The 22,976-nt window shown below is 60.9% G+C and carries 24 protein-coding genes; 12 read left to right on the forward strand and 12 right to left on the reverse strand.

What is annotated here, in order from left to right:
- Nucleotides 1-31: 31 nt before the first annotated feature.
- Nucleotides 32-2,032 carry a methyl-accepting chemotaxis protein gene (locus tag JNB88_RS01075; RefSeq protein WP_220353943.1) on the reverse strand — a complete coding sequence of 667 codons (2,001 nt, stop codon included), beginning with the start codon at nucleotides 2,030-2,032 and terminating at the stop codon, nucleotides 32-34.
- A gap of 445 nt (nucleotides 2,033-2,477) precedes the next feature.
- Here JNB88_RS01075 and rpmH point away from each other — a divergent pair, with 445 nt between their 5' ends.
- From rpmH to yihA, 4 genes are all read left to right on the forward strand, one after another.
- A complete protein-coding gene (gene rpmH / locus JNB88_RS01080; RefSeq protein ID WP_016552555.1) occupies nucleotides 2,478-2,612 on the forward strand; it encodes a 50S ribosomal protein L34 in 135 nt (44 codons plus the stop codon).
- 21 nt (nucleotides 2,613-2,633) lie between these two features.
- On the forward strand, nucleotides 2,634-3,035 hold the full coding sequence (gene rnpA, locus JNB88_RS01085) for a ribonuclease P protein component (RefSeq protein WP_037130368.1): 402 nt from the start codon (nucleotides 2,634-2,636) through the stop codon (nucleotides 3,033-3,035).
- The gene (yidC, locus tag JNB88_RS01090) at nucleotides 3,035-4,828 is read left to right on the forward strand and encodes a membrane protein insertase YidC (protein ID WP_220353945.1); all 1,794 of its coding nucleotides are present in this window, start codon (nucleotides 3,035-3,037) and stop codon (nucleotides 4,826-4,828) included. Before rnpA ends, yidC begins: the two co-directional genes overlap by 1 nt.
- A 139-nt stretch (nucleotides 4,829-4,967) precedes the next feature.
- Nucleotides 4,968-5,627 carry a ribosome biogenesis GTP-binding protein YihA/YsxC gene (gene yihA, locus JNB88_RS01095; RefSeq protein ID WP_220353946.1) on the forward strand — a complete coding sequence of 220 codons (660 nt, stop codon included), beginning with the start codon at nucleotides 4,968-4,970 and terminating at the stop codon, nucleotides 5,625-5,627.
- Nucleotides 5,628-5,676: 49 nt separating this feature from the next.
- Here yihA and JNB88_RS01100 read toward each other — a convergent pair whose 3' ends face one another.
- The 3 genes from JNB88_RS01100 to JNB88_RS01110 form a co-directional block, all read right to left on the reverse strand.
- The gene (locus JNB88_RS01100; RefSeq protein ID WP_220353948.1) at nucleotides 5,677-6,234 is read right to left on the reverse strand and encodes a fasciclin domain-containing protein; all 558 of its coding nucleotides are present in this window, start codon (nucleotides 6,232-6,234) and stop codon (nucleotides 5,677-5,679) included.
- A 124-nt stretch (nucleotides 6,235-6,358) separates the two neighbouring features.
- Nucleotides 6,359-7,081 carry an anti-sigma factor gene (locus tag JNB88_RS01105; protein WP_220353949.1) on the reverse strand — a complete coding sequence of 241 codons (723 nt, stop codon included), beginning with the start codon at nucleotides 7,079-7,081 and terminating at the stop codon, nucleotides 6,359-6,361.
- Nucleotides 7,078-7,617 carry a sigma-70 family RNA polymerase sigma factor gene (locus JNB88_RS01110; RefSeq protein WP_220353950.1) on the reverse strand — a complete coding sequence of 180 codons (540 nt, stop codon included), beginning with the start codon at nucleotides 7,615-7,617 and terminating at the stop codon, nucleotides 7,078-7,080. Before JNB88_RS01110 ends, JNB88_RS01105 begins: the two co-directional genes overlap by 4 nt.
- A gap of 132 nt (nucleotides 7,618-7,749) precedes the next feature.
- On the opposite strand from JNB88_RS01110, the gene argB reads away from it, so the two are divergent.
- Nucleotides 7,750-8,637, forward strand: coding sequence for an acetylglutamate kinase (gene argB / locus JNB88_RS01115; protein ID WP_220353951.1), 888 nt, complete (start codon nucleotides 7,750-7,752; stop codon nucleotides 8,635-8,637).
- Between the two features lie 296 nt (nucleotides 8,638-8,933).
- Here argB and JNB88_RS01120 read toward each other — a convergent pair whose 3' ends face one another.
- Together JNB88_RS01120 and JNB88_RS01125 are read right to left on the reverse strand one after the other, a co-directional pair.
- Entirely contained in the window at nucleotides 8,934-9,707 is a 774-nt protein-coding gene (locus tag JNB88_RS01120) for an isocitrate lyase/PEP mutase family protein (RefSeq protein ID WP_220353952.1), read from the reverse strand.
- Nucleotides 9,704-10,783 (reverse strand): bifunctional transcriptional activator/DNA repair enzyme AdaA, encoded by a 1,080-nt coding sequence (locus tag JNB88_RS01125; RefSeq protein WP_220354248.1) that lies wholly within the window; start codon nucleotides 10,781-10,783, stop codon nucleotides 9,704-9,706. The genes JNB88_RS01120 and JNB88_RS01125 overlap by 4 nt, the downstream gene beginning before the upstream one ends.
- A 101-nt stretch (nucleotides 10,784-10,884) precedes the next feature.
- On the opposite strand from JNB88_RS01125, the gene JNB88_RS01130 reads away from it, so the two are divergent.
- The gene (locus JNB88_RS01130) at nucleotides 10,885-11,592 is read left to right on the forward strand and encodes a pyrimidine 5'-nucleotidase (RefSeq protein WP_037130386.1); all 708 of its coding nucleotides are present in this window, start codon (nucleotides 10,885-10,887) and stop codon (nucleotides 11,590-11,592) included.
- Nucleotides 11,593-11,722: 130 nt separating this feature from the next.
- On the forward strand, nucleotides 11,723-12,361 hold the full coding sequence (locus tag JNB88_RS01135; RefSeq protein ID WP_220353953.1) for an EF-hand domain-containing protein: 639 nt from the start codon (nucleotides 11,723-11,725) through the stop codon (nucleotides 12,359-12,361).
- Between the two features lie 45 nt (nucleotides 12,362-12,406).
- Here the strand turns inward: JNB88_RS01135 and JNB88_RS01140 are convergent, their stop codons facing one another.
- Nucleotides 12,407-13,273 carry an LOG family protein gene (locus JNB88_RS01140; RefSeq protein ID WP_220353954.1) on the reverse strand — a complete coding sequence of 289 codons (867 nt, stop codon included), beginning with the start codon at nucleotides 13,271-13,273 and terminating at the stop codon, nucleotides 12,407-12,409.
- A 191-nt stretch (nucleotides 13,274-13,464) separates the two neighbouring features.
- Between JNB88_RS01140 and dapD the strand changes: the two genes are divergently transcribed.
- The 3 genes from dapD to JNB88_RS01155 all read left to right on the forward strand — a co-directional run bounded on the left by dapD (nucleotide 13,465) and on the right by JNB88_RS01155 (nucleotide 16,258).
- Entirely contained in the window at nucleotides 13,465-14,325 is an 861-nt protein-coding gene (gene dapD / locus JNB88_RS01145; RefSeq protein WP_007802048.1) for a 2,3,4,5-tetrahydropyridine-2,6-dicarboxylate N-succinyltransferase, read from the forward strand.
- 156 nt (nucleotides 14,326-14,481) lie between these two features.
- The gene (gene dapE / locus JNB88_RS01150) at nucleotides 14,482-15,675 is read left to right on the forward strand and encodes a succinyl-diaminopimelate desuccinylase (RefSeq protein WP_220353955.1); all 1,194 of its coding nucleotides are present in this window, start codon (nucleotides 14,482-14,484) and stop codon (nucleotides 15,673-15,675) included.
- Nucleotides 15,662-16,258: a hypothetical protein gene (locus tag JNB88_RS01155; protein ID WP_220353956.1), complete on the forward strand. Its 597-nt coding sequence runs from the start codon at nucleotides 15,662-15,664 to the stop codon at nucleotides 16,256-16,258. Before dapE ends, JNB88_RS01155 begins: the two co-directional genes overlap by 14 nt.
- 8 nt (nucleotides 16,259-16,266) lie before the next feature.
- Here the strand turns inward: JNB88_RS01155 and arsC are convergent, their stop codons facing one another.
- The 5 genes from arsC to JNB88_RS01180 form a co-directional block, all read right to left on the reverse strand.
- Nucleotides 16,267-16,671, reverse strand: coding sequence for an arsenate reductase (glutaredoxin) (arsC, locus tag JNB88_RS01160; RefSeq protein ID WP_220353957.1), 405 nt, complete (start codon nucleotides 16,669-16,671; stop codon nucleotides 16,267-16,269).
- Entirely contained in the window at nucleotides 16,649-17,455 is an 807-nt protein-coding gene (truA, locus tag JNB88_RS01165; protein ID WP_220353958.1) for a tRNA pseudouridine(38-40) synthase TruA, read from the reverse strand. Before truA ends, arsC begins: the two co-directional genes overlap by 23 nt.
- On the reverse strand, nucleotides 17,455-18,390 hold the full coding sequence (gene fmt, locus JNB88_RS01170) for a methionyl-tRNA formyltransferase (protein WP_220353959.1): 936 nt from the start codon (nucleotides 18,388-18,390) through the stop codon (nucleotides 17,455-17,457). The genes truA and fmt overlap by 1 nt, the downstream gene beginning before the upstream one ends.
- A gap of 102 nt (nucleotides 18,391-18,492) precedes the next feature.
- Nucleotides 18,493-19,011, reverse strand: a complete 519-nt coding sequence (def, locus tag JNB88_RS01175; RefSeq protein ID WP_220353960.1) for a peptide deformylase — start codon at nucleotides 19,009-19,011, stop codon at nucleotides 18,493-18,495.
- A 97-nt stretch (nucleotides 19,012-19,108) separates the two neighbouring features.
- Nucleotides 19,109-20,605, reverse strand: a complete 1,497-nt coding sequence (locus JNB88_RS01180; RefSeq protein WP_220353961.1) for a globin-coupled sensor protein — start codon at nucleotides 20,603-20,605, stop codon at nucleotides 19,109-19,111.
- 195 nt (nucleotides 20,606-20,800) lie between these two features.
- On the opposite strand from JNB88_RS01180, the gene JNB88_RS01185 reads away from it, so the two are divergent.
- Both JNB88_RS01185 and JNB88_RS01190 read left to right on the forward strand, forming a co-directional pair.
- Nucleotides 20,801-22,027, forward strand: coding sequence for a DNA recombination protein RmuC (locus tag JNB88_RS01185; protein WP_220353962.1), 1,227 nt, complete (start codon nucleotides 20,801-20,803; stop codon nucleotides 22,025-22,027).
- 48 nt (nucleotides 22,028-22,075) lie between these two features.
- Entirely contained in the window at nucleotides 22,076-22,975 is a 900-nt protein-coding gene (locus JNB88_RS01190) for a ribokinase (protein ID WP_220353963.1), read from the forward strand.
- Nucleotide 22,976: the final 1 nt, after the last annotated feature.

The following is a 22,976-nucleotide window of genomic DNA, read 5'->3' on the forward strand; positions in this document are numbered from 1 at the left end:
CGTTTCGCATTGATCCAGCAAAGGGAGAAAATCAGAACTCTTCCCAATTCTGCTCGGCGACCGCGGCATTGCCGCTGAAGGCACGTGCGACGGTACCCATTGCGCGGCGCGCCGGGGATGCCACCGGACGATGCTCCTGATAGCGGGCAACGGCGACCGGGGCCGCGGACGGGGCATTCGAGACCTTGAAGCGGGATATGAGGCGAACGAGGCCGTCCGCTTCGCCGGAGAGCTTGTGCGTTGCAGCCGAGGTTTCCTCGACCATGGCGGCGTTCTGCTGCGTCACCTGATCCATCTGGTTGACGGCAGTATTGACCTCCTTGAGACCAGTCGACTGCTCCTTCGCGGCCGTTGCGATCGAGTGAATATGGTCGTTGATCGCATTGACGCGGCGTTCGATCTGGGACAGCGCCTCGCCGGTTGCCTGCACCAGCTTCACGCCGACCTGAACTTCGTCGCCCGACTTGGTGATCAGGCCCTTGATGTCCTTTGCAGCCGTTGCCGAGCGCTGTGCCAGTTCGCGGACTTCCTGGGCGACTACGGCGAAGCCCTTGCCTGCTTCACCGGCACGCGCAGCCTCGACGCCGGCATTGAGGGCCAGCAGGTTCGTCTGGAAGGCGATCTCGTCAATGACGTTGATGATCTGGCTGATCTCGCGCGAGGCCTGCTCGATCCGGCCCATGGCGTCGACGGCATTGCGGACCACCACGCCCGATTTGCCGGCATCGTCCTTGGCTTCGGAAACCATGACGCTGGCCTCCTGGGCGCGCTCGGTCGAATTGTTGACGACCGCTGTGATCTCGTCGAGCGCTGCCGAGGTTTCCTCGAGAGCAGCCGCCTGCTGTTCCGTACGCTTGGAGAGGTCGTCGCTCGCGGCGCGCAGTTCGTTGGTATTGCCGTGGAAGCCTTCTGCGGTCTCGCGCACTTCGCGCATGGTCGTCTGGAGCGTGGCGAAGGTGCTGTTGACGTTCTTCTGCAGTTCGGCGAAGGCGCCCTGGAAAGTGCCGCTCATCGTCTGCGTCAGGTCGCCTTCGGCCAGGCTTGCGATCACGCGGCGGGTTTCGCCGACACCGGCATCGACGCTCGAAAGCAGGTGGTTGATGTTGCTGGCGAACTGATTGAGGCTTTCGTCGCCATAGTCCTTGTCGATACGGCGGCCAAAATCGCCAGCCGCTGCAGCAGCGACGACAACGGACATGCTCGACTGCAGGTCATCGCTCTTGGCGCGCATCGCGGCTTCCTGCGCATTCATGCGGCGGACGGCGAGACCATTTTCCTTGAAGACCGCAACGGCAGCTGCCATTTCACCGATCTCGTCCTGGCGACCAGCAAACGGCACTTCCGCATCAAAGTTACCATCGGCAACTTCCTTGATCGCATCCGTCACCTTCTTGATCGGGCGGCTAAGCTGAATGGTGCCGATGTAGAAGCCCATTACGACGCCAGCCATGATGCCGACACCGGTGATAGCGATCACGAGCCACAGAACAGAGGCCCGCGAGCTTTCGACCTGCGCATTGACCGCATCCAGCGTCGCCTTGTCGGTAGCGACGATCGCATCGATCTCGGCCTGGAAGGCTTTCCGGTTCGCGCGGTTGGCATCGTTGTTGCCCTGCTCGTTCGCGGCCTGCGGGCTCACTTCAGTGCCGAGACGCGCTGTTTCGGAACGGAATGCCCGGAATTCCTTTGCGCGTTCAGTCATTTTCACAAAGGTATCTTTCTGGCTTTCCGGAACAAGCGGAGCCCAGGTGGCGATCACCTTGTCGATCTGGTCGAGGTTCGCAAGCAGTCCCTTGGCGAAGGCGCCTGCCTCCTTTGTCGAGGGCGCGCCATAAATGCCGCGTGCTTCCATGACCGTTGCCGTCACAAAGCGGTTAAGGCGCTCGCCGGCGTAGGCGCGATCAGACGCGTCCTCATATGCCGACAAGTTTCCATCGTATTGATGCACGGCCCAAAGTGCCGTCGCCCCGATCAGCAATGCAACGCCGCACATCGCGGAAACAAGCAGATTGATCTTACCTCGAATTTTCAAAGGAAGCCCCCCAAAGACTGATGACAAGCCGGGAAAGCTTTCCGGCCGATAGCTAAATTTGGCTCAAATAAATTAACGTTAGATTTCGTATGCTTGGCCGGATCACTACAAAAAATTACCTGTACTTAGTCGTCACCGTTTCTTTTTTTGCGCCAAGAAACGCTAGACTGCCGCGAGAATGCGCGCATCGGTTGCGATCGAGGAAAAATATTACGCACGCCCAGCGTCTGCACGCTGTCACAAACATTAATTTGCTTCGCTAAATTTTGTATCGCCGGTACGAAACCCGGAAATTCCGGGCGATAATTGACTTTGGCGGCCTTCATCCGTATAAGCCGCCGCACGTCCGGTCATATAAGGCTCTTGTAGCCTCGCCCGTTCGAAAAACAACGCTCCTTGCAATATGCAAATTCAAGAAGGGCCGCACTCCGCGGTGTTTAAATAAATGAAGCGTACGTACCAACCATCCAAGCTTGTTCGCAAGCGCCGCCACGGTTTCCGTGCACGTATGGCCACCAAGGGCGGCCGTAAGGTTATCGTTGCTCGCCGCGCACGCGGTCGCAAGCGTCTTTCGGCCTAAGGCCGAATTGCCCGATAAGAGATGGCGGGCGAATTGACGACCAATAATAAAAAAATGACTGCCGGGCGGCTGAAAAGCCGCCCGCAGTTTCTTGCTGTCCGCAATGGCGAAAAACGCAAGGGCGGCTTCTTCCTGCTTGAAGTGCTCGACAGGAAAGAACCCGATACAGAAGCCCGCGTCGGCTTCACCGTCACCAAGAAACATGGCAACTCGGTCGAAAGAAACCGCATGAGGCGGCGCCTGAAAGAGGCGGTGCGACTTCATGCAGGGTTTGCAATGCAGCCCGGACACGACTATGTGGTTGTCGCGCGAAGAGACGTGCTGAATGCACCCTTCGAGAAATTAGCCGCAGAGCTCAAAACTCGCGTCGAGACCAAGCAGAAACACAAGCGGTCCGGAGACGGCCGCCCCAGGAACGTATGATGCAAAACAACCGCAACTACTTCATTGCGATCGCTCTCTCCGTGCTGATCGTTCTCGGGTGGCAATTCCTCTACATGAATCCGCGCATCGAGGCGCAGCGCAAGGCGGAACTCGCCCGGAAAGCCGCGCAGCAGACGGAACAGGTGCAGACGCCCGCAGCTGGGGGCACGACGACGGCGCAACCAAGTGGTGCTGCGCCCTCCGGCCAGGCTCCGGCGACCACGTCGCTGGCCGATGCGCTTGCCAAGAACCCACGCGTCGCGATCGACACAGTCTCGCTCGCAGGTTCGATCAACCTCGCAGGCGCTCGTCTCGACGACCTCCGGCTCAAGGGCTACCATGAGACCGTCGACGACTCGAGCCCGATCATTACCCTCTTCAGCCCCTCCGAAACCAAGGACGGCTACTTCAGCGAAATCGGCTACGTCGGCAATGACGCTACCGGCACGGTTCCCGGTCCGACGACGCTCTGGACAGCGCCGGAAGGTGCAAAGCTGACCGAGAAGACACCGGTCACGCTCACCTACAAGAACGAGAAGGGCCTAACCTTCGAGCGCACCATCTCGGTCGACGAACACTATATGTTCACCGTTACCGACAAGGTCACCAATGCCGGCGATGCCGCAGCCGCCCTGTCATCCTACGGACGCGTGACGCGCTACAACAAGCCGGCGGTCGCCTCCACCTATGTGCTGCATGAAGGCTTTATCGGCGTCATCGGCGACAGCCTGGTCGAAAGCAAGTACACGGCAGTCGAAGAAGAACCCGTCACGCACACCGCTGCAAAGGGCGGCTGGCTCGGCATCACTGATAAATACTGGGCAGCGACGATCATTCCGCCGCAGCAGACGCCTTATGATTCACGCTTCAGTCACTTCACCGATGGCCAGCCGCGCTTCCAGGCAGACTACAAGCAGGAGGCGGTCACCGTCGCGCCCGGCCAGTCGATCGAGCTGAAGAACCTTGTCTTCGCCGGTGCCAAGGAAGTTCCCGTCATCGACGGCTATGAAGCTACCTACCAGATCCCGCGCTTCGATCGCCTGATCGATTGGGGCTGGTTCTATTTCATCACCAAGCCGATGTTCAAGCTGATGGACTTCTTCTTCCGCTACTTCGGCAACTTCGGCGTGGCGATCCTGCTCACCACGATCGTCGTCAAGGCATTGTTCTTCCCGCTCGCCAGCAAGCAGTACGCTTCGATGGCAAACATGAAGCGCATGCAGCCGAAGATGGAAGAGCTCAAGGCCAAGTTCGGCGACGACCGCATGGGCCTGCAGCAGGCGACGATGCAGCTCTACAAGGACGAAAAGATCAACCCGATTGCCGGTTGCTGGCCGATCCTGCTGCAGATTCCCGTGTTCTTCGCGCTCTACAAGGTGATCTACATCACCATCGAAATGCGCCACGCGCCGTTCTTCGGCTGGATCCAGGATCTGTCAGCACCCGATCCGACCTCGTTCATCAACCTCTTCGGCCTCCTGCCGTTTACCGCGCCGACCTTCCTGCATCTCGGCGTATGGCCGCTGATCATGGGTGTCACGATGTTCGTGCAAATGCGCATGAACCCGACGCCGCCGGATCCGACGCAGGCGATGATTTTCAACTGGATGCCGCTGGTCTTCACCTTCATGCTGGCGAGCTTCCCGGCGGGTCTGGTCATCTACTGGGCGTGGAACAATACGCTCTCGGTGCTGCAGCAGTCTGTCATCATGAAGCGCCACGGCGTGAAGATCGAGCTCTTCGACAACCTGAAGGGGTTCTTCAAACGAAAGCCGGCCCCCAACGAGAAATGACGAAAGCCCCGCTTCGGCGGGGCTTTTCATTTCTGCCGACGTTACAACCGTATCGAGGGGGACTGTCAGCCTGCCGGTTGACAAAATCGCCCGAAACCTGAATGCCATAGGCACACTGGATTGGACTGGAAAAGGCCGAATGACCGACAACAAGAACGACAAGCCGCTCTTCGGACGCCCCTGGACCTTCATCCGCGGCGTGCCGTCCCTGAAATTCCTGCCGCCGGAAGGGCCGTTGGAAGTGGCTTTCGCCGGCCGCTCGAATGTCGGCAAGTCGTCGCTGATCAATGCGCTCGTCAGCCACAAGGGGCTGGCGCGCACCTCCAACACACCCGGCCGCACGCAGGAGCTCAATTATTTTGTGCCCGAAGGCTATTCGGGTGAAGGCGGCGATCTGCCGCCGATGGCGCTCGTCGACATGCCAGGCTACGGCTACGCGCAGGCCCCGAAGGATCAGGTCGATGCCTGGACGAAGCTCGTCTTCGATTATCTGCGTGGGCGGGCGACGCTGAAGCGCGTCTATGTGCTGATCGACAGCCGTCACGGGGTCAAGAAGAACGACGACGAAGTTCTCGACCTGCTCGACAAGGCTGCTGTCTCCTACCAGATCGTTCTCACCAAGACGGACAAGATCAAGCCGCCAGCGGTCACGAAGCTGCTTGCCGAGACCGCCGAGAAAATCAAGAAGCGTCCGGCCGCCTATCCCGCCATCATCGCTACGTCCTCGGAAAAAAGCGAAGGCCTGGACGACCTGCGCCAGGCAATCGCGGAGACGGTCGGCATCGCCAACTGGAAATGACAAGGGGCGCGCCCGGTACGCAGGCGCGCCCCCAAACTGCCTCACTCAATTACATCTTCGGCAGCAGGACCTTGTCGACGACGTGAATCACGCCGTTCGACTGTTTGACGTCGGCAATCGTAACGTCAGCGACGTCACCGTTCTCGTCGGTCAGCGTGATCTTGCCCATGCTTTCCCTGGCCTTGAGCACGCAACCCCCGACAGTCTTGATGTCGTGCTCGCCGCCGTCATCCTTGATCATCTTGACGACAGCTTTCGACATCGCGTCAGCAGCCACGACGTGGCAGGTCAGGATCTTCGTCAGCTTCGCCTTGTTCTCCGGTTTCAAGAGCGTGTCGACCGTGCCGGCAGGCAGGGCTGCGAAGGCTTCGTTTGTCGGCGCAAAGACCGTGAAAGGCCCCTTGCCCTCAAGGGTCGAGACCAGGCCAGCTGCCTTGACGGCCGCAACGAGGGTGGTGTGGTCCTTGGAGTTCACGGCGTTTTCGACGATGTTTTTCGTCGGATACATGGCCGCGCCGCCCACCATCGGGTTCTTGGCCTCAGCGACGAAGGCAAATGCGGACACGGCAGCAACAAGCGCACTCAGGCGCAGTGCAGACTTCATCATGATTGTTCTCCTCTAGCGTCCGAACGGAGACAGGTCGAATACCGGCATCCCGTTGCGGACATCAGGATCTACGGAGAGCTTGCGGGAAGAGTTTCAGCACGATTTCACTTCGACAAGAAAAACGTCAGCGGCGATGTGCCGTGCCGCTCGCAACGATCGGCCCGGTGGCCTGCCCGGTCGGCGAGCCGCCGAAGGGCTCCAGACTGACGGCAAAAGTCGTCCCCTCGCCTATGCTGCCCCGCATATCCGCGGGTATTGCAAGCTCGCCCGTTTGGCCCGGAGGAAACACGCCGAGCGACTTTGCCGCGCCGCTTGCGGGCACAAGCCAAAGCTCTAGCGACTTTTCCTGAGGCTTGCCGGCTGCAACCGGCACGATCCTCATTTTGCCGCTCTGCCTGTCGTAGGATGCCAGCAGGTTGATCTGGCCATTGGAGGCCGCGGTCAGGTCGGCCACCAGTGGGTCCGATGTCTGGGGCGGAGAGACCGCAACAGTTGCGATCGTCAGCGCACCAACCGTAATCAGCAGGGAGACAAACGCGAGACAGCGCCAGAAGACAAGCGACCCCCATACACCGGACGCCGGAGCAGGCGCGGCTTCGGGCGGGCCGAAGAGCCGCTCCTCGATCTGCTTGAACGCCTCCTGGTTGGGGCTGGCGTCGTCGTAATCGTCGTTGAATGCGGAGAGGTTGGCTTCCCAGCGACTGACGATGGCGGCGAACTGCCTGTCGCTGCGCATCCGCTCTTCCACGACCCGCCGATCCTTGAAGGAAAGAACACCAAGAACATACTCGCCGGCGAGTACCTCGTCGCGGGAGCGGCCTCCCTTGCTCTGATCCGGCGATGTCATCGTTCCATGCACTCTCTCAGTTTCAAGAGGCTGCGACGCAGCCATGTGCGCATCGTGTTCAAAGGGACGCCAAACTGATCGGCCAGTTCCTGATAGCTCTGCCCTTCGACGTAAGCTTTCTTCACTGCCATTGCCCGATCAGCTTCCAACTCTTCCATGCAGGTGTCAATGCGCCTTCCTTCATCCTTGATCACAGTCTGTATCTCGGGGGAGGGCTCGTCATCCGCGAGGTCGTAGGCACTGTCCAATTCGTCGGCAATCGGCTTGCGCGCCCGCATGATGTCGATTGCCTGGTTGCGCGCAATTGCCGCGAGCCAGGACGACGGCGCCCCGGAGCCGGCAGCGAAGACCCCGGCGCGCTGCCAAATCTTCACGTAGACCTCCTGAAGCGATTCCTCGGCCTCGGTTCTGTCCCTCAAGATACGCAGGCAGATGGAAAAGAGTTTCGGGCTGGTCTCGCGATAGAGCGCCGCAAAGGCCTTGCGATCGCCGATCGCCACGAGGCTGATCAGATGCGCGATTTCGTCGCTTGTCATGCCATGCCCCTTGCAACTAGCCCGGTTCCCCGGACTCACTGCCAGCTGATACGGTAAACTAATGGTCTCTGGATTATTCCATCTGTCAAAAACTTGAGATAAAAGGCCGCGATCAATTCCACGGGGTATCCCATGAACCAGTCCGAAAGCGAAACCCAGGCGCGCCTGCTTGCGCAGGCCCTGCCCTTCATGCAGCGTTACGAAAACAAGACGATCGTCGTGAAGTACGGCGGCCATGCCATGGGCAATCCCGAGCTCGGCAAGGCGTTCGCCAGTGACATCGCGCTCTTGAAACAGTCCGGCGTCAACCCGATCGTCGTCCATGGCGGCGGCCCGCAGATCGGCGCGATGCTGACCAAGATGGGCATCGAATCGAAATTCGAGGGCGGCCTTCGCGTCACCGACGCCAAGACCGTCGAGATCGTCGAAATGGTTCTCGCCGGCTCGATCAACAAGGAGATCGTCGCGCTCATCAACCAGACGGGCGAATGGGCGATCGGCCTGTGCGGCAAGGACGGCAACATGGTCTTTGCCGAAAAGGCGCAGAAGAAGGTCAAGGATCCGGATTCCAACATCGAGCGCGTGCTCGACCTCGGTTTCGTCGGCGAGGTCGTCGAAGTCGACCGTACCCTGCTCGACCTGCTCGCCCGCTCCGAGATGATCCCTGTCATCGCTCCGGTTGCCCCCGGCCGTGACGGCGCGACCTACAACATCAACGCCGACACCTTTGCCGGTGCGATAGCCGGTGCGCTGAACGCCACCCGGCTGCTTTTCCTGACTGATGTTCCCGGCGTTCTCGACAAGCAGGGCAGCCTGATCAAGGAATTGTCGGTCGCGCAGGCGCACGCGCTGATCGCCGACGGGACGATTTCCGGCGGCATGATCCCGAAGGTCGAGACCTGCATCGATGCGATCAAGGCAGGCGTCCAGGGTGTCGTCATCCTGAACGGCAAGACCGCCCATTCCGTACTGCTCGAGATATTCACCGAGCATGGCGCGGGAACGTTGATCGTTCCCTAAGCCCTCGCCCTTGCGCGATCGCGGGTGAAAGCCGCTTCGGACCGCTGACAAAGCCGTCGACTCGATTGATTTTCTGGAGGGGGGCGAGACACGCATCGCCGTCATACCGGCCTCGTGCCGGTATCCAGCGCGATCAAGTCCTTGATCGCGAGAGACTCTTTAGCCGCGCAGACGCGCGGCAGGCTGGATTCCGGCTCAAGGCCGGAATGACGGAGAAGCAAGGGTGTCAAACAACAAGAGTTTGTCAGCAGTCCGTGGCGGGCCATGGCCCGCTTTTAGACTTTCCCGGAATTGCTTTAACCCGCGGCGGCATAGATCGCCGCGGCTGCCTCCTTCAGCTTTTCCATCATGATCCGATAGGGTCCCGGCCCGTAGCTGACGCGGCTGACACCGAGGCTTGCGAGCGTGCTCACGTCAGGTGCGCCCGGCCTCATCATGATGTTGACAGGCAGCGGCGCCGCGTCGCAGATTTTCTGGACCAGCGCTGGATCGATCAGCCACGGCACGAAGAAGCCGTTGGCGCCGGCGGCCGCATAAGCCTTGCCTCGCTCGATTGCTTCCTCGACCAGGCCTGCGTGTTTCGACAGATCACCCTCGCGCAGGAACAGATCGGTACGCGCGTTGATGAAGAAGGCAATGCCATGGCGATCCGCCATCTCGCGAATGGCGCGGATGCGAGCGGCCTGCTTTTCGACCGGGTGCAAGCCTTCGCCGCCGACGACCTGATCTTCGAAATTGATGCCGATGGCGCCAACGTCGATCAGTTTCTCGACGTTGGCGGCTGCCCCGGCCGGCTCGGTCGAATACGCCCCTTCGAAATCGACGGAGAGCGGCAGATCGTTGACCGCCGTGATCTGGCGAGTCGTTGCGACCAACGCCTCCAGCGGAATCTTTTCACCATCCCCATAGCCCTGGGCCGCGGCAACCGACCAGCTTCCCGTCGCCAGAGCCTTGGCGCCGGCTTCGGTCACGGCCTTCGCCGTTCCGGCATCCCATATATTATACAGCACGATAGGGTTGCCCTTCTGATGCAGCGCCCCGAAAGCCTTTGCCTTTTCAGCCTGATTCATTGAATTTCCTCCGTAAACAATCCCTTGGTTTTCATTATATCTTCGTGCCGCAAAAGCCATTGCTTGCGCCAGAGCCCGCCGCCATAACCGGTCAGGGACCCGTCTGCGCCGATCAGCCGGTGACAGGGGACGACAATCGCAATCTGGTTCGCTCCGTTGGCGCGACCGACTGCGCGCACCACCTGTGGGTTCTGCATGTCACGCGCAATATCGCCGTAGGCGCGTGTTTCGCCAACCGGTATCTTCATCAGCTGCGACCACACCTGGCGTTCGAAAGCGGTACCGGAACCCAGCGCGAGCGGAGTCCTGAAGCCGGCAGACCGGCCACTGAAATAGTCCTTCAGTTCGGAACCGATCTGGTCGATCGCCGGCGTGCGGCCGGCCGCAACCGAGGAGCGCGTCTTGCGCTGCAGCTTCTCCAATTCGGCAGGCAGCGCTTTGCGGTCGTGGAACTCGAGGAGATGCAGATGCGTCTGGTCGGCCACCGCAACCATGGGGCCGAGCGGCGTTTCGAACCAGTCCGCAAACAGGAGTTCGCGTTTCTGAGACATCGCAGGCGCCTTGCCGATCAGCCGCTGAAATGCGGCGCGGAAGCCACTGCCGGATTCATAGCCTGCCTCGATCTGAGCGTCGATGACGCGAGCGCCGTTCGCCAGCTGCTTTGCCGCCTCGCCGAGCCTGCGATATCGCGCGATATCGAGAAAGGTCATGCCTGTTGATCGCTTGAATGCCCTGCGCACGGTCGAGGGGTCGTAGCCGCGGTCGACCAGATCATCCTCCGTCCATCGCGCTGCCGGATCGCGGTCGAGCGCAGTGAGGAGTTCGTCGACGATCGGCTCCCTGCCCGCCTCTTCCAGAGGCCGGCACCGCTGGCAAGGCCTGAAGCCAGATTGCATACAGGTGGCGATGGAGTCGTAAAACAGCGTGTTTTCCCGCTTCGGCTTTCGAGCGGGACAGGTCAACCGGCAGAAAATACCGGTTGTCTTGACACAGACATAGGCGAGACCCTCATAGGCAGGGCTGCGGGCAATCAGCGCATTATAAAGCGCATCGTCATTGGGCAGATCGAAGAGCATGAAGCGTTCTACCACCCCTCGCCTGCTGCGTCCGCCGCAAATCGGGCGTCTATTTTTTCTTCCCGATTTCCTTGCCCGGCAAGCCGTGCCATAACGCCCTCATGACCAAGATAGATCGCACGCCGACCAAGGCGGACTTCTCGCATGTGACCGAGTGGGTTTTCGACCTCGACAACACGCTCTATCCGCACCACGTCAATCTTTTCGCGCAGATCGACAAGAATATGACGGCCTACGTCTCGACGCTGCTGCAACTCGAGCGAGACGAGGCGCGCAGGCTGCAGAAGCAGTACTATCTCGATCATGGCACGACGCTGCAGGGGCTGATGATCCACCACGGCATCGATCCGAATGACTTTCTCGAGAAGGCGCATGCGATCGACTATTCGAGCCTGACGGCGCAGCCCGAACTGGGCGCGGCGATCAAGGCGCTGCCGGGCCGCAAGTTCATCTTCACCAACGGCAGCGTCAGGCATGCCGAGATGGCGGCAGGCGCGCTCGGCATTCTCGAGCATTTCGACGATATCTTCGACATCGTGGCGGCGGACTTTGTGCCAAAGCCGGCGCAGGCAACCTATGACAAATTCGCAGCGTTGAAGCAGATCGAGACTGGGAAGGCGGCAATGTTCGAAGACCTGCCGCGCAATTTGATGGTCCCGAAGGCACTCGGGATGCAGACCGTCCTTCTGGTGCCCAATAATCTTGAGGACACGGTGGTCGAATGGTGGGAAAAGACCAGCGGCGACGAGGATCACATCGACTTCGTGACCGACGATCTCACTGATTTTCTTGCGAAGATTTCCGGTTAGGGTCAGGACGTCCTGACGCTGGATTACGAAAGTTTCATCCAGCTTACCGATCTTTAATTGTGCAATTTGCCGCACCGGCCCTACCCTTTCGTGTGTGATCCATTGCGATTGCGCATTGAAAGGAGCTGATATGTCTCGGAACAAGCTGATACTGGCCGCACTCTCCTCCGTTATGATCGTTGGTGCCGCAGCTGGCACCAGTTTTGCCGCCTCGCACGACAAGAAACATCATCCGCCGCGGAACCAACACGGCATGGGCATGATGATGGGACCGCGCATGGGCGCGATGCGCGAAGTGATCTTCGTGCGCATGCTGAAGCAGTTCGACACGAATAAGGACGGCCAGATTTCCAAGGACGAAGCCAAAAACGGCATGGAAGCGATCTTTGTCGCGATCGACACCGACAAGGACGGCTCGCTGACGCCCGGTGAAATCCGCAAGTACCGCGAAGCCCAGATGGAGAAGATAAAGGCTTCCGCCGATGACGCCGCGGATGACGATGGAGCGCCGATGGCGCCGCCGGCCGATGCCGACAACGCCCAGCCGGCACCGCCGCAACCGGGCCCCGACGGCCGACCGGATCGCCGCGGCATGCATGGCGGAATGATGCGCGGCATGATGATGATGCAGCGCTTCGATACCGACGAGAACGGTCAGATTTCCAAGCAGGAAGCCGAAGCTGCCTTCGACAAGTTCTTTACCTGGATGGACCGCAACAAGGACGGTGTGATCTCGCTCGACGACATGCCCGATCGTCCATTCCCGTAAGTAAGCGCTTACCGAGATGGAAGCCCGCCAGTCTGGCGGGCTTTCTTATTCGTGGTGCTCGTAGAAGTCCTGGATGATCTTCCAGGCGGCATCGGCGGTATCGACGAAGCTGATGAGATCGACGTCGTCGGGCGCAATCGTGCCGAACTCCGCCAGGGCCTCGAAGTTGATGATCTTGCGCCAGAACTTCTCCCCGAACAGAATGAGCGGCATGCGCTCCATCCGACCCGTCTGGATCAATGTCAGGCATTCGAAGAACTCATCGAGCGTACCAAAGCCGCCCGGAAACACCGCGATTGCCTTGGCGCGCACCATGAAGTGCATCTTGCGGATCGCGAAGTAGTGAAAATTGAAGCTGAGCTCCGGCGTGACATAAACGTTCGGCGCCTGCTCGTGCGGCAGGACAATGTTGAGACCGATCGAAGGCGCGCCTTCGTCCGCCGCGCCGCGATTGCCCGCTTCCATGACGCCCGGTCCGCCGCCGGTAACGATGACGTACTCGTGAAAATCGAAGCCTGCCGAATACTTGGAGCACAGCCGCGCAAACTTGCGCGCCTCGTCGTAGTAAACCGAGGCCGCCTCCAGATTGGTGCGCTGCGTTTCGTTTCTCGCCGCCCATGCGCTCTGGCCGGGTGCCGGAATGCGCGCGCCGCCGAACATGACGACCGTCGACCGGATGCCGCGCTCCGTCAACATCATCTCGACTTTCAGCAGTTCGAGTTGCAGGCGAATGGGACGCAACTCCTCGCGGCACAGAAACTCTTCATCTGCATAGGCAAGCCGGTAGGACGGCGACAGCGTCTGAGGTGTCTTCGGCACGGCCTCGGCGCGGTGCTTGTCGGTTGCGCTCGTCTTCAACGGCGCCCAGACGCCATCCTTGCGCCGCAGCCTGCCGTTTCTTGCCTTTGCCATGTCGAATGCCTTTCAGTACAGCCGGCAGTGACTGCCGGTATGTCGTTTCCTGCTTTGAATCGGGAGAGTTACCATGCCCCGAAAAATCATTCCATTTTACCCGTGCATGCGATAGAGCAGATCGCATCCCGCCAATCACAATTCCGGAGGCCTCGGTCTCCACGATAGAGATCGAAGTTTAAGGAATTCCCATGAGCGCCACTGACCTCTCTTCCCTCGAAAAGACCATCGAAGCCGCCTTCGACAACCGCGACAATGTGAATACGTCGACCAAGGGCGAAGTTCGCGATGCCGTTGAAGCAGCGCTCGAACTTCTCGACGGCGGCAAGGCGCGCGTTGCCGAGCGTGGCAGCGACGGTGCCTGGAAGGTCAATCAGTGGCTCAAGAAAGCGGTTCTGCTCTCGTTCCGCCTGAACGACATGGAAGTCGTCAAGGGCGGATCGGGCAACTCGACCTGGTGGGACAAGGTGCCCTCCAAGTTTGAAGGCTGGGGCGAAAACCAGTATCGCGCCGCCGGCTTCCGCGCCGTTCCGAACTGCGTCGTGCGCCGTTCCGCCTACATCGCCAAGAACGTCGTACTGATGCCGTCCTTCGTCAATCTCGGCGCCTTCGTCGATGAAGGCACGATGGTCGACACCTGGGCGACCGTCGGCTCCTGCGCGCAGATCGGCAAGCATGTGCATCTCTCCGGCGGCGTCGGCATCGGCGGCGTTCTGGAGCCGATGCAGGCAGGTCCGACCATCATCGAAGACAACTGCTTCATCGGCGCCCGCTCGGAAGTCGTCGAAGGCTGCATCATCCGCGAGGGCTCGGTTCTCGGCATGGGCGTCTACATCGGCAAGTCGACCAAGATCGTCGATCGCGCCACCGGCGAAGTGATGTACGGCGAAGTGCCGCCCTACTCCGTCGTCGTTGCAGGCTCCATGCCTTCGGGCAACGCCACCATGGCGAACGGCCTGCCGGCACCACACCTCTACTGCGCCGTCATCGTCAAGCGCGTCGATGAAAAGACCCGTTCGAAAACCGGCATCAACGAATTGCTACGCGACTGATAGACTTGCGGTTCCGGCGCTCTGCGTGTCTCGGATGACACGCACCGCCCGAATGCTGACAGTCGGACTTGATCCGGCATCACGACGGCACATTTCAACAGGGCGGCATCGCCGCCTTGCCTTTTCTTTGCCACTACCGCTGGATAGTTCCACTCCATGACCGCAACCGATCCCGTCGCCAATCTCCAGACCCTGATTTGCTGCCCGTCCGTCACGCCCGCAGAGGGCGGCGCGCTCTCGGCGCTCGAAGCAATGCTGTCCCCACTGGGGTTCAAGGTGGACAAGGTCAAGGCGACGGAGCCGGGAACGCCCGATATCGAGAACCTCTATGCGCGGCTTGGCGCCGAAGGTCCGCACCTGATGTTTGCCGGGCATACGGACGTGGTACCGGTCGGGGACGAATCTGCGTGGACACATCCGCCCTTTGCCGCCGAGATCGCGAATGGTGAACTCTTCGGACGTGGCGCCGTCGATATGAAGGGCGGCGTCGCCTGCTTCGTCGCAGCCATTGCCCGGCATATCGAAAAGCATGGCGCGCCGAAGGGCTCGGTCTCCTTCCTGATAACAGGCGATGAGGAAGGCCCTGCTGTAAACGGCACGATCAAGCTCCTCAAATGGGCGGCCGAGCGCGGCGAGCGATGGGATGCCTGCCTCGTCGGCGAACCGACCAATCCGGACCAGCTCGGCGACATGATCAAGATCGGCCGTCGCGGTTCGCTTTCCGGCAAGATCACCGTGCACGGCGTCCAGGGCCATGCCGCCTATCCGCATCTGGCCGACAACGCGGTGCGCGGCATCCTGCAATTGACGCAAGCGCTGATGCACCCGCCATTCGATGGCGGCACCGACAACTTTCAGCCATCCAACCTTGAAGTGACCACCATCGACGTCGGCAATCCGGCGACGAATGTCGTGCCAGCCAAGGCAACGGCGAGCTTCAACATTCGCTTCAATGACACCTGGACGGCCGAGAGCCTGCAGCAGGAAATCCTCCGCAGGCTCGATGCCGCCGCGGCGGAAGGTGTGCTGCGCCCGGGCAGGGCGCCGCTCAAGTACGATATCGTTTGGGCCGAACGCCCGAGCCATGTCTTCCTGACGCGCAACAATGCCCTGATCGCCTCGCTCTCTTCCGCCGTCGAGAGCGTGACTGGCCAGTCCCCCAAGCTTTCCACCACGGGCGGCACGTCCGATGCACGCTTCATCAAGGATTACTGCCCCGTCGTCGAATTTGGCCTCGTCGGCCAGACGATGCACATGGTCGATGAGCGCGTTGCTGTTTCCGACCTCGAGCGACTCACGGTAATCTATGAGACCTTCATCGAGCGCTGGTTCGCGAATGCCAGGCTTTAGAGAAGTTCAGTACTATATCGCCGGAATCTGGCTGCTGATCCGCATGGATCCGCGCGGCTTCCGCTTTCTCGACATGTCGGAGCGCGGCGTGAACCGCTCGTTCTGGGCGATCTTCTGGTGCCTGCCGCCAATGGGTATTTCGTGGCTCTGGTGGCGTCAGGCCTTCCTGCAGACGATGCCGCCACATACCAATGTCGGCGCTCTCTTCTATTTCCGGCTCGGACTCGTCGAAGCTGCCAACTGGTTCGTGCCGTTGGTCTTTGCGGGCCTGCTGCTTTTGGCCTTCAAGAAGGGGGAGCGCTTTGCGCCCGTTGTGGTCAGCGTCAACTGGCTTGGTGTGCCGCTGTCCTACATCAATGGACTGCTGCTCGCGCTGGTCTTCTTCCTGCCCCAGGCGGTAAGCCTCGTCTCGCTGCTGCTCTTGGCCTTCATGCTTGGACAGGTCTTCGCGATCGCACGCATACTGAGGATGATCTTCTACGGCCAAGGACTGATGGTCGGCGCGCTGACGCTGGTGCTGCTGGTGCCATCACTGATGCTGTCGGAATACCTGCAGCGTTTTCTCGGTATCTATCCCGTCTAGACTAGCTGCTATTTGCCGCGAACGATCTCGCCGTCTTCCTTGGTAAAGCTGCCGATGGCGGCATTCGGGAGAATTTCCAGCACCTGTTCCGACGGTCGGCAGAGGCGAGCGCCCCTTTCCGTGACGACAATCGGGCGATTGATGAGGATCGGATGCGCAATCATCGCATCGAGCAACTGGTTGTCGCTCAGCGATGCATCGGCTAGCCCGAGTTCATCATAGGGCGTGCCCTTCTGGCGCAGCAGTGCGCGGACCGGAATACCCATTGCAGCGATCAGTTCGACCAATCGCTCGCGCGTCGGCGGCGTTTTCAGATATTCGATGACCACCGGCTCCTCGCCAGATTGGCGGATCATTGCAAGCGTGTTGCGAGAGGTGCCACAAGCCGGATTATGATAGATCGTCGTCGTCATCGCGTGCCTCCGCTTCCCGGCGGCGATCGCTGATCACCTCGGGATAATCGACCTGCATGAAATAGAGCCCATCGGGCGGTGCTACGGGACCGCAAGCCTTGCGGTCGCGGGCATCCAACGCAGCACGAACGTCGTCCGGCGTCCACTTGCCCTCTCCTGCAAGCTTCAATGTTCCCGCGAAGGAGCGGATCTGGTTGTGCAGGAAGCTCTGGGCGGTCGCGCGGATCTCGATCAAGTCGCCATTCCGTGTCACGTCGAGCCGATCGAGTGTCCGGATCGGGCTGTTCGCCTGGCAGTGAGCCGAGCGGAAGGTCGAGAAGTCGTGCTTGCCGACCAATGTCTGCGCCGCCGCGTGCATGGCATGGTGATCGAGAGGTTTCGGCACCCACCAGGCCTTGCCCGCCTCGAGGGCGAGCGGCGCCCGGCGACTGATGATGCGATAAAGATAGTGGCGCCGCAGCGCCGAGAAGCGCGCATCGAAGAATTCGCTCGCCGTTTCAATCTCGATGATGGAAACCCGCTCGCGGGCCATCTTGAGATGAGCGTTCAGCGCGTTCTGGAGTTTGAAGGGCGACCACTCTCTGGCAAGGTCGGCGTGAACCACCTGCCCCGTAGCGTGAACGCCGGAATCGGTGCGGCCCGCCCCGCGGATCGACACCGTCTCACCGCTTGCCGAGAGGATTGCCTTCTCGATCGCGCCTTGGACGGAGGGTCCGTTTTCCTGCCGCTGCCAGCCGACGTAAGGACCACCGTCATACTCGACGATCATGCGGTAGCGATGCATCAGGAGAGCCTCGTGCCCGATGAAAGCGGCGTTCCGCGCAGGAAGTCGGCCGCCGGCAACGGCTTGCCGCCAGCCTTTTGCAATCTGGTCAGGCGAACGGCGCCGGTACCGCAGGCAACGACGAGGTCGTCTGTCAGCAGTTCGCCGGCACTGCCGCTACCTTCTGCGAGCTCCGAGGTCAGCACCTTGACCCGCTCGGGCTTGCCGCCGATTGCCACTTCGAACCATGCACCCGGAAACGGCGACAGGCCGCGAATATGATTGTGGACGTCCGCAGCACCCCCTGAAAAGTCGATCCGCGTTTCGCCCTTGTCGATCTTGGCGGCATAGAGCACGCCGTCCGAGGGCTGTGGCGTCAACGGGAGAGCGCCTATTTCGAGCTTGACCATCGCCTCTGCCATCGCCTTGGCACCGACATGCATCAGTCTGTCATGCAACTCGCCAGCCGTGGTGTTGGCGCCGATCTCGACTTCGCTTGTGAGCGCCACCGGGCCGGTGTCGAGGCCCTTGTCCATCTTCATCACCATCATGCCGGTCTTCCGGTCACCAGCCATTATCGCCCGCTGGATCGGGGCGGCGCCCCGCCAGCGCGGCAGCAACGAGGCATGACCGTTGTAGCAGCCGTATCGGGTGCCGGTCAGGATTGCCTCCGGCAGCAGCAACCCGTAGGCCACGACAACGGCAACGTCGGCATCGTGCGCCCCGAAGCGTTCGCGCTCTTCCGGATCCTTGAAATTCACGGGCGTGAGGACGGGTATGCCAAGCAGTTCCGCCGCCTGATGCACGGGCGACTTCTGCAGATCGAGGCCGCGCCGCCCACCCGGTCGCGGTGGCTGCGTGTAAACAGCGGCGATCGTATGCCCGGCATCGACCAGCGCACGCAAGGTCGGAACGGAGAAATCGGGGGTACCCATGAAGATGATGCGAAGCGACATTTTATCCCGCCATGTGACAGGTCCTTACCCGTCTTCAAATGGGTTTCCGAGCCGTCCGATCGTGATCGGCGCCCTGCAAGCCGGCTATCGGCACAGGCGCAATTAAAGCGCCTTTGCCGACTTCGCTGCCTTGGTGAATTTCTTGATCACCATATCCCGCTTGAGGCGAGAGATGTGGTCGATGAAAAGCACGCCATTCAGATGGTCGATCTCGTGCTGCAAGCAGGTAGCGAGAAGGCCGTCGGCTTCAACGGTCTGATCCTTGCCGTCACGATCGAGATACTTGACCGTAACGGTCGCAGGGCGCTCGACTTCGGCATAGTAGTCAGGAATGGAAAGACATCCCTCCTCATACACCGAGCGCTCGTCTGACGAGGCAACGATCTCCGGGTTGAGGAAGACGAGCGGTTGCTTCTCTTCCCCTTCGCGAGAAACATCGATCACGAGCATGCGGCGCGGCACGCCGATCTGGATGGCAGCAAGGCCGATGCCTGGGGCGTCGTACATGGTTTCAAGCATGTCGTCGGCAAGACGCTGAAGATCGGCGTCGACACGCTCGATCGGCTTGGAAACCTGACGAAGCAGCGGATCGGGGAGAATGATGAGTGGCTTGATGGTCATGGCGTTCCCATAACGCATCTTTTTCCAGGATGGAATTATCCGGCAGGCGGGTGGAGCGCTTTTTTACGCCCCAGCCCGGAATTTTGCCGCATTCCCGTCAGGCAGCGCGGCGTGGAGCGGCCATCGATCGATGCTCGACGCCGGTCCGGAAGCGCTGCAGCAGTGCAACCAGGTTGTCGACCTCACCGCGAAGACGCCGGGTTTCGGCAGAGGTGTTCTCGACCATGCCGGAGTTCTGCTGTGTGATCGTGTCCATGTTGCGGATGGCGACGCTGACCTCGTTGACGCCTGTCGCCTGATCGCGTGCAGCCGCTGCGATATCGGCCACGAAGCGGTTGATGATGTCGATGCGGTTGATCATGTCGCTCAGAGCCTCACCGGTGCTGCTGACGATGTCGACGCCTTCATTGACCTGAGCCGAGCTTTCGGAAATCAGGTTCTTGATCTCCTTGGCCGCATCCGCCGTGCGTTGTGCGAGCTGGCGCACTTCCTGTGCGACAACGGCAAAGCCCTTGCCCGCCTCGCCGGCACGCGCCGCTTCGACACCGGCGTTCAGCGCCAGCAGGTTCGTCTGGAATGCGATCTCATCAATCACGCCGATGATCTTCGCGATCTCGGTCGACGATTTTTCGATCCCGGCCATCGCGGAAACGGCACTCGTGACGAGTTCGCCCGAGTTCTTCGCCTTCTGCTGCGTCTCGCGGACGGCGCCTGATGCCTTCTCGGCATTTGCCGCGGTCTGGCCGACGCTGACGGAGAGCTGCTGCAGCGCCGCCGAGCTTTCCTCGACGCCGGCTGCCTGCTGGGCCGTGCGCAGGGCAAGGTCATCCGATGCCTTGGCGATCACGTCCGTACCCCGCAGTATTTCACCCGACGTTGCCCGAACCGAAGCAAAGGACGTCCGCAATGCCGCGACAGCACGGTTGTAGTCGTCGGCCATGGCTTTGAAGTTGCCGGGAAGGTCTGGCGGCAGAGTAGCCTCGAGGTCGCCGTTCGACAGCGCTTCCAGGCCGCGGCGAAGATGATCGAGCGCGATGGCCTGATCCTGCTCGGCCTTGGCCCGCTCCTCCTCCAGCTTCTTGCGCTTCTCTTCAAGCGCTTCGAGATAAACCGAGATCGAATAGTCCATATCGAGCATCGCGGCCTTGATGACTGCGGCGAGCTTCTCGGCCAGCACCTTGCCCTGCTGCTTGGCAAACATCGAGGGCCACTGCTTGGCCATGAGCCCCTTGACGAGGTCGCTCATCAGCAGCGCATAGCCGCCTATATACCAGCGCGGCTCGAGGCCGATACGGGCGTGCGTCTTGCCGACGGCGACAACGCCTTTCACATAAGATTCGTCGAAGTTGCCGCCGGCCAGATTGGCCCAGTGGTCTTCCTGGCGCTTCTTGGCATGCCCCATATGCGCCTTGTCGGAAAAGAAACTCGCCACCTCTGATGTCTTCGCCAGCTTCGCGTAGAACTTGTCGAGGGCGCCGCCGAGCAGCTCGGAGATCGTCGGACGCATCTCGCGCAACGCTGCACGAGCTGCATCGTCCAGCTCGATGAAATCGAGGCGTTGCTTGAGCGCGCTATCGGACTGCTGGCTGGTCATCTTGTCTCTGCTTTGTGCTTGATGCTGAACGGAAAATTTGAGCAGAGCTTTTGCCGAATATAGTTGAGCAATGGTTAAATGGGCCACTCATTTGTCAGCTATTGTTTGTTCGCCGCCCTGGTGAGCGCCAAGACGGCCTGTGAACTGTTCACGTTTTGATCTAGCCATTGCATTTGAGTTTGTTATGCTGACCAAATGAACACCAACTCTGAGTCGCTCCTCCTTGTCCTGTCCCACATCAGCCCCGCCGCACTGGCGCTGGCCGGTGGCGTCGTCTCCGCGATGATCCTGCTTTTGATCCTCCTCCTTGTCCGCAGCGGGCAAGTGCGGCGCGAGCAAGCCGAGGTCGCGAGCATGCGCGCCGCCGAGACGGATGCCCGCATGGCCGAACTCCTGAAGATCCAGGCCGAGATGCACGGGCGAATGTCGACGATGGCCGAGGTGTTCGGCTCGAGGCAGTCCGAATTGAACCAGGCGATCAACCAGCGCCTGGACGGAATGTCGCAAAGGGTCAGCACGACGATCAGCGAGCAGACGAAGTCGACGCACGAGAACCTGCAACGGCTGCAAGAGCGCCTCGCCGTCATCGACGCGGCGCAGAACAACATCCAGACACTGGCGAAGGACGTCGTCGGTCTGCAGGCAATCCTCTCCAACAAGCAGACACGCGGGGCCTTCGGCCAATCGCGCATGGAGACGATCGTCGCCGACGGCTTGCCGATGGGCGCCTATGCATTCCAGCAGACGCTGTCGAACGGCTCGCGCCCGGACTGCACGATCCGCATGCCGAACGGCGCGCCGCCGCTGGTGATCGATGCGAAATTCCCGCTTGAAGCGTGGAATGCGATCCGCGACGCCGGCGGGCCTGACGGAGCCAAGCTCGCCTCGCAGCAGTTCCGTCGCGACATGGAGACGCATATCCGGGATATCTCCGAGAAGTACCTGATCCAGGGGGAGACGCAGGACACGGCCTTCATGTTCGTGCCATCGGAATCGATATTCGCGGAGATCCACGAGAACTTTGAAGCGATCGTGCAGAAGGCGCATCGGTCCCGCGTCGTCATCGTTTCGCCTTCGCTGCTGATGCTCTCCATCCAGGTCATTCAGGCAGTGCTCAAGGACCAGCGGATGCGAGCACAGGCACATGTCATCCAGGGCGAGGTTGCGAACCTGATGGACGACCTCGGCCGCCTGGACGAACGCGTCCGCAAGCTGCAAAGCCACTTTTCGATGGCTCAACGGGATGTCGACCAAATCCTCACGTCCACCGACAAGCTCACCAAGCGCGGCGCAAAGATCGAGGCCCTCGAATTCGAGGGCGGCGATACCAGCAAGGCCGCGGCGCGCGACAACGACTCCTCGCCGAAATCCGTCGACAGCCGCAGTGGACTTCTCAAGCTGAGAGTAGTTGACGACGAGTAAGCCCTTCGGGCAGTGTCGCGCCCAAGAAAAGCATTGGACGGGACACCCATGATCACAGTTTTCGGCTCCATCAACATGGACCTCATCGCCACCACTGCGCGCCTGCCGAAACCCGGCGAGACGGTTGCCGGAAACGGGTTCTCGACTGCCGCAGGCGGCAAGGGCGCCAACCAGGCGCTTGCTGCACGACGCGCCGGACGCATCGTTCACATGGCGGGAGCCGTCGGTCGCGATGGGTTTGCCGGGCCTGCGCTCGCGTTGCTGAAGGAGGCCGGCACGAGGCTCGACACGGTCAAGCAGGTCGACGAGCCGACGGGAACCGCGCTGATCCTCGTTGGCGGTGACGGTGAGAACATGATTGCCGTTGTGCCCGGCGCAAACGGCACGATGACGCCCGGCGATGCCAATGCAGCCGTGGCCGGCATGAGCAAGGGCGACATCCTGATGCTTCAACTCGAAGTGCCGGTTCCGGCCGTCGAGCGCGCGCTTGCCGACGCCCATGCCAAGGGCGTCACGACCGTTCTCAACCTTGCCCCACTGATCGATGATGCGCCACGCCTTGGCCGACTTGCCGACATCGTGATCGCGAACGAGACCGAGTTCGAGCGCCTCGCCGGCCAGGAAAACATGGGCGCTGCTGATCGCGAAGCCGCGCTGAAGCGGCTCAATGCCGAAACCGGGCAGACCCTGATCGTGACGCTCGGGGCAGACGGCGTCATCGCGATCCGTGACGGTATCCTTTTCCGCGCCAAAGGCTTGAAGATCGAGCCCGTCGACACGGTCGGCGCCGGCGACACGTTCTGCGGCTACTTCGCGGCAAGCCTGGATGAGGGGCTGGATTTCGAAGCTTCTCTCCGGCGCGCGGCTGTCGCCGGGTCGCTGGCCTGCCTCAAGCAAGGCGCTCAGCCGTCGATCCCGTCGAGCGCCGAAGTCGCAAAAGCGCTATAGG

It is taken from the genome of Rhizobium cauense, from assembly GCF_019511525.1.
GTDB lineage: Bacteria > Pseudomonadota > Alphaproteobacteria > Rhizobiales > Rhizobiaceae > Rhizobium > Rhizobium cauense.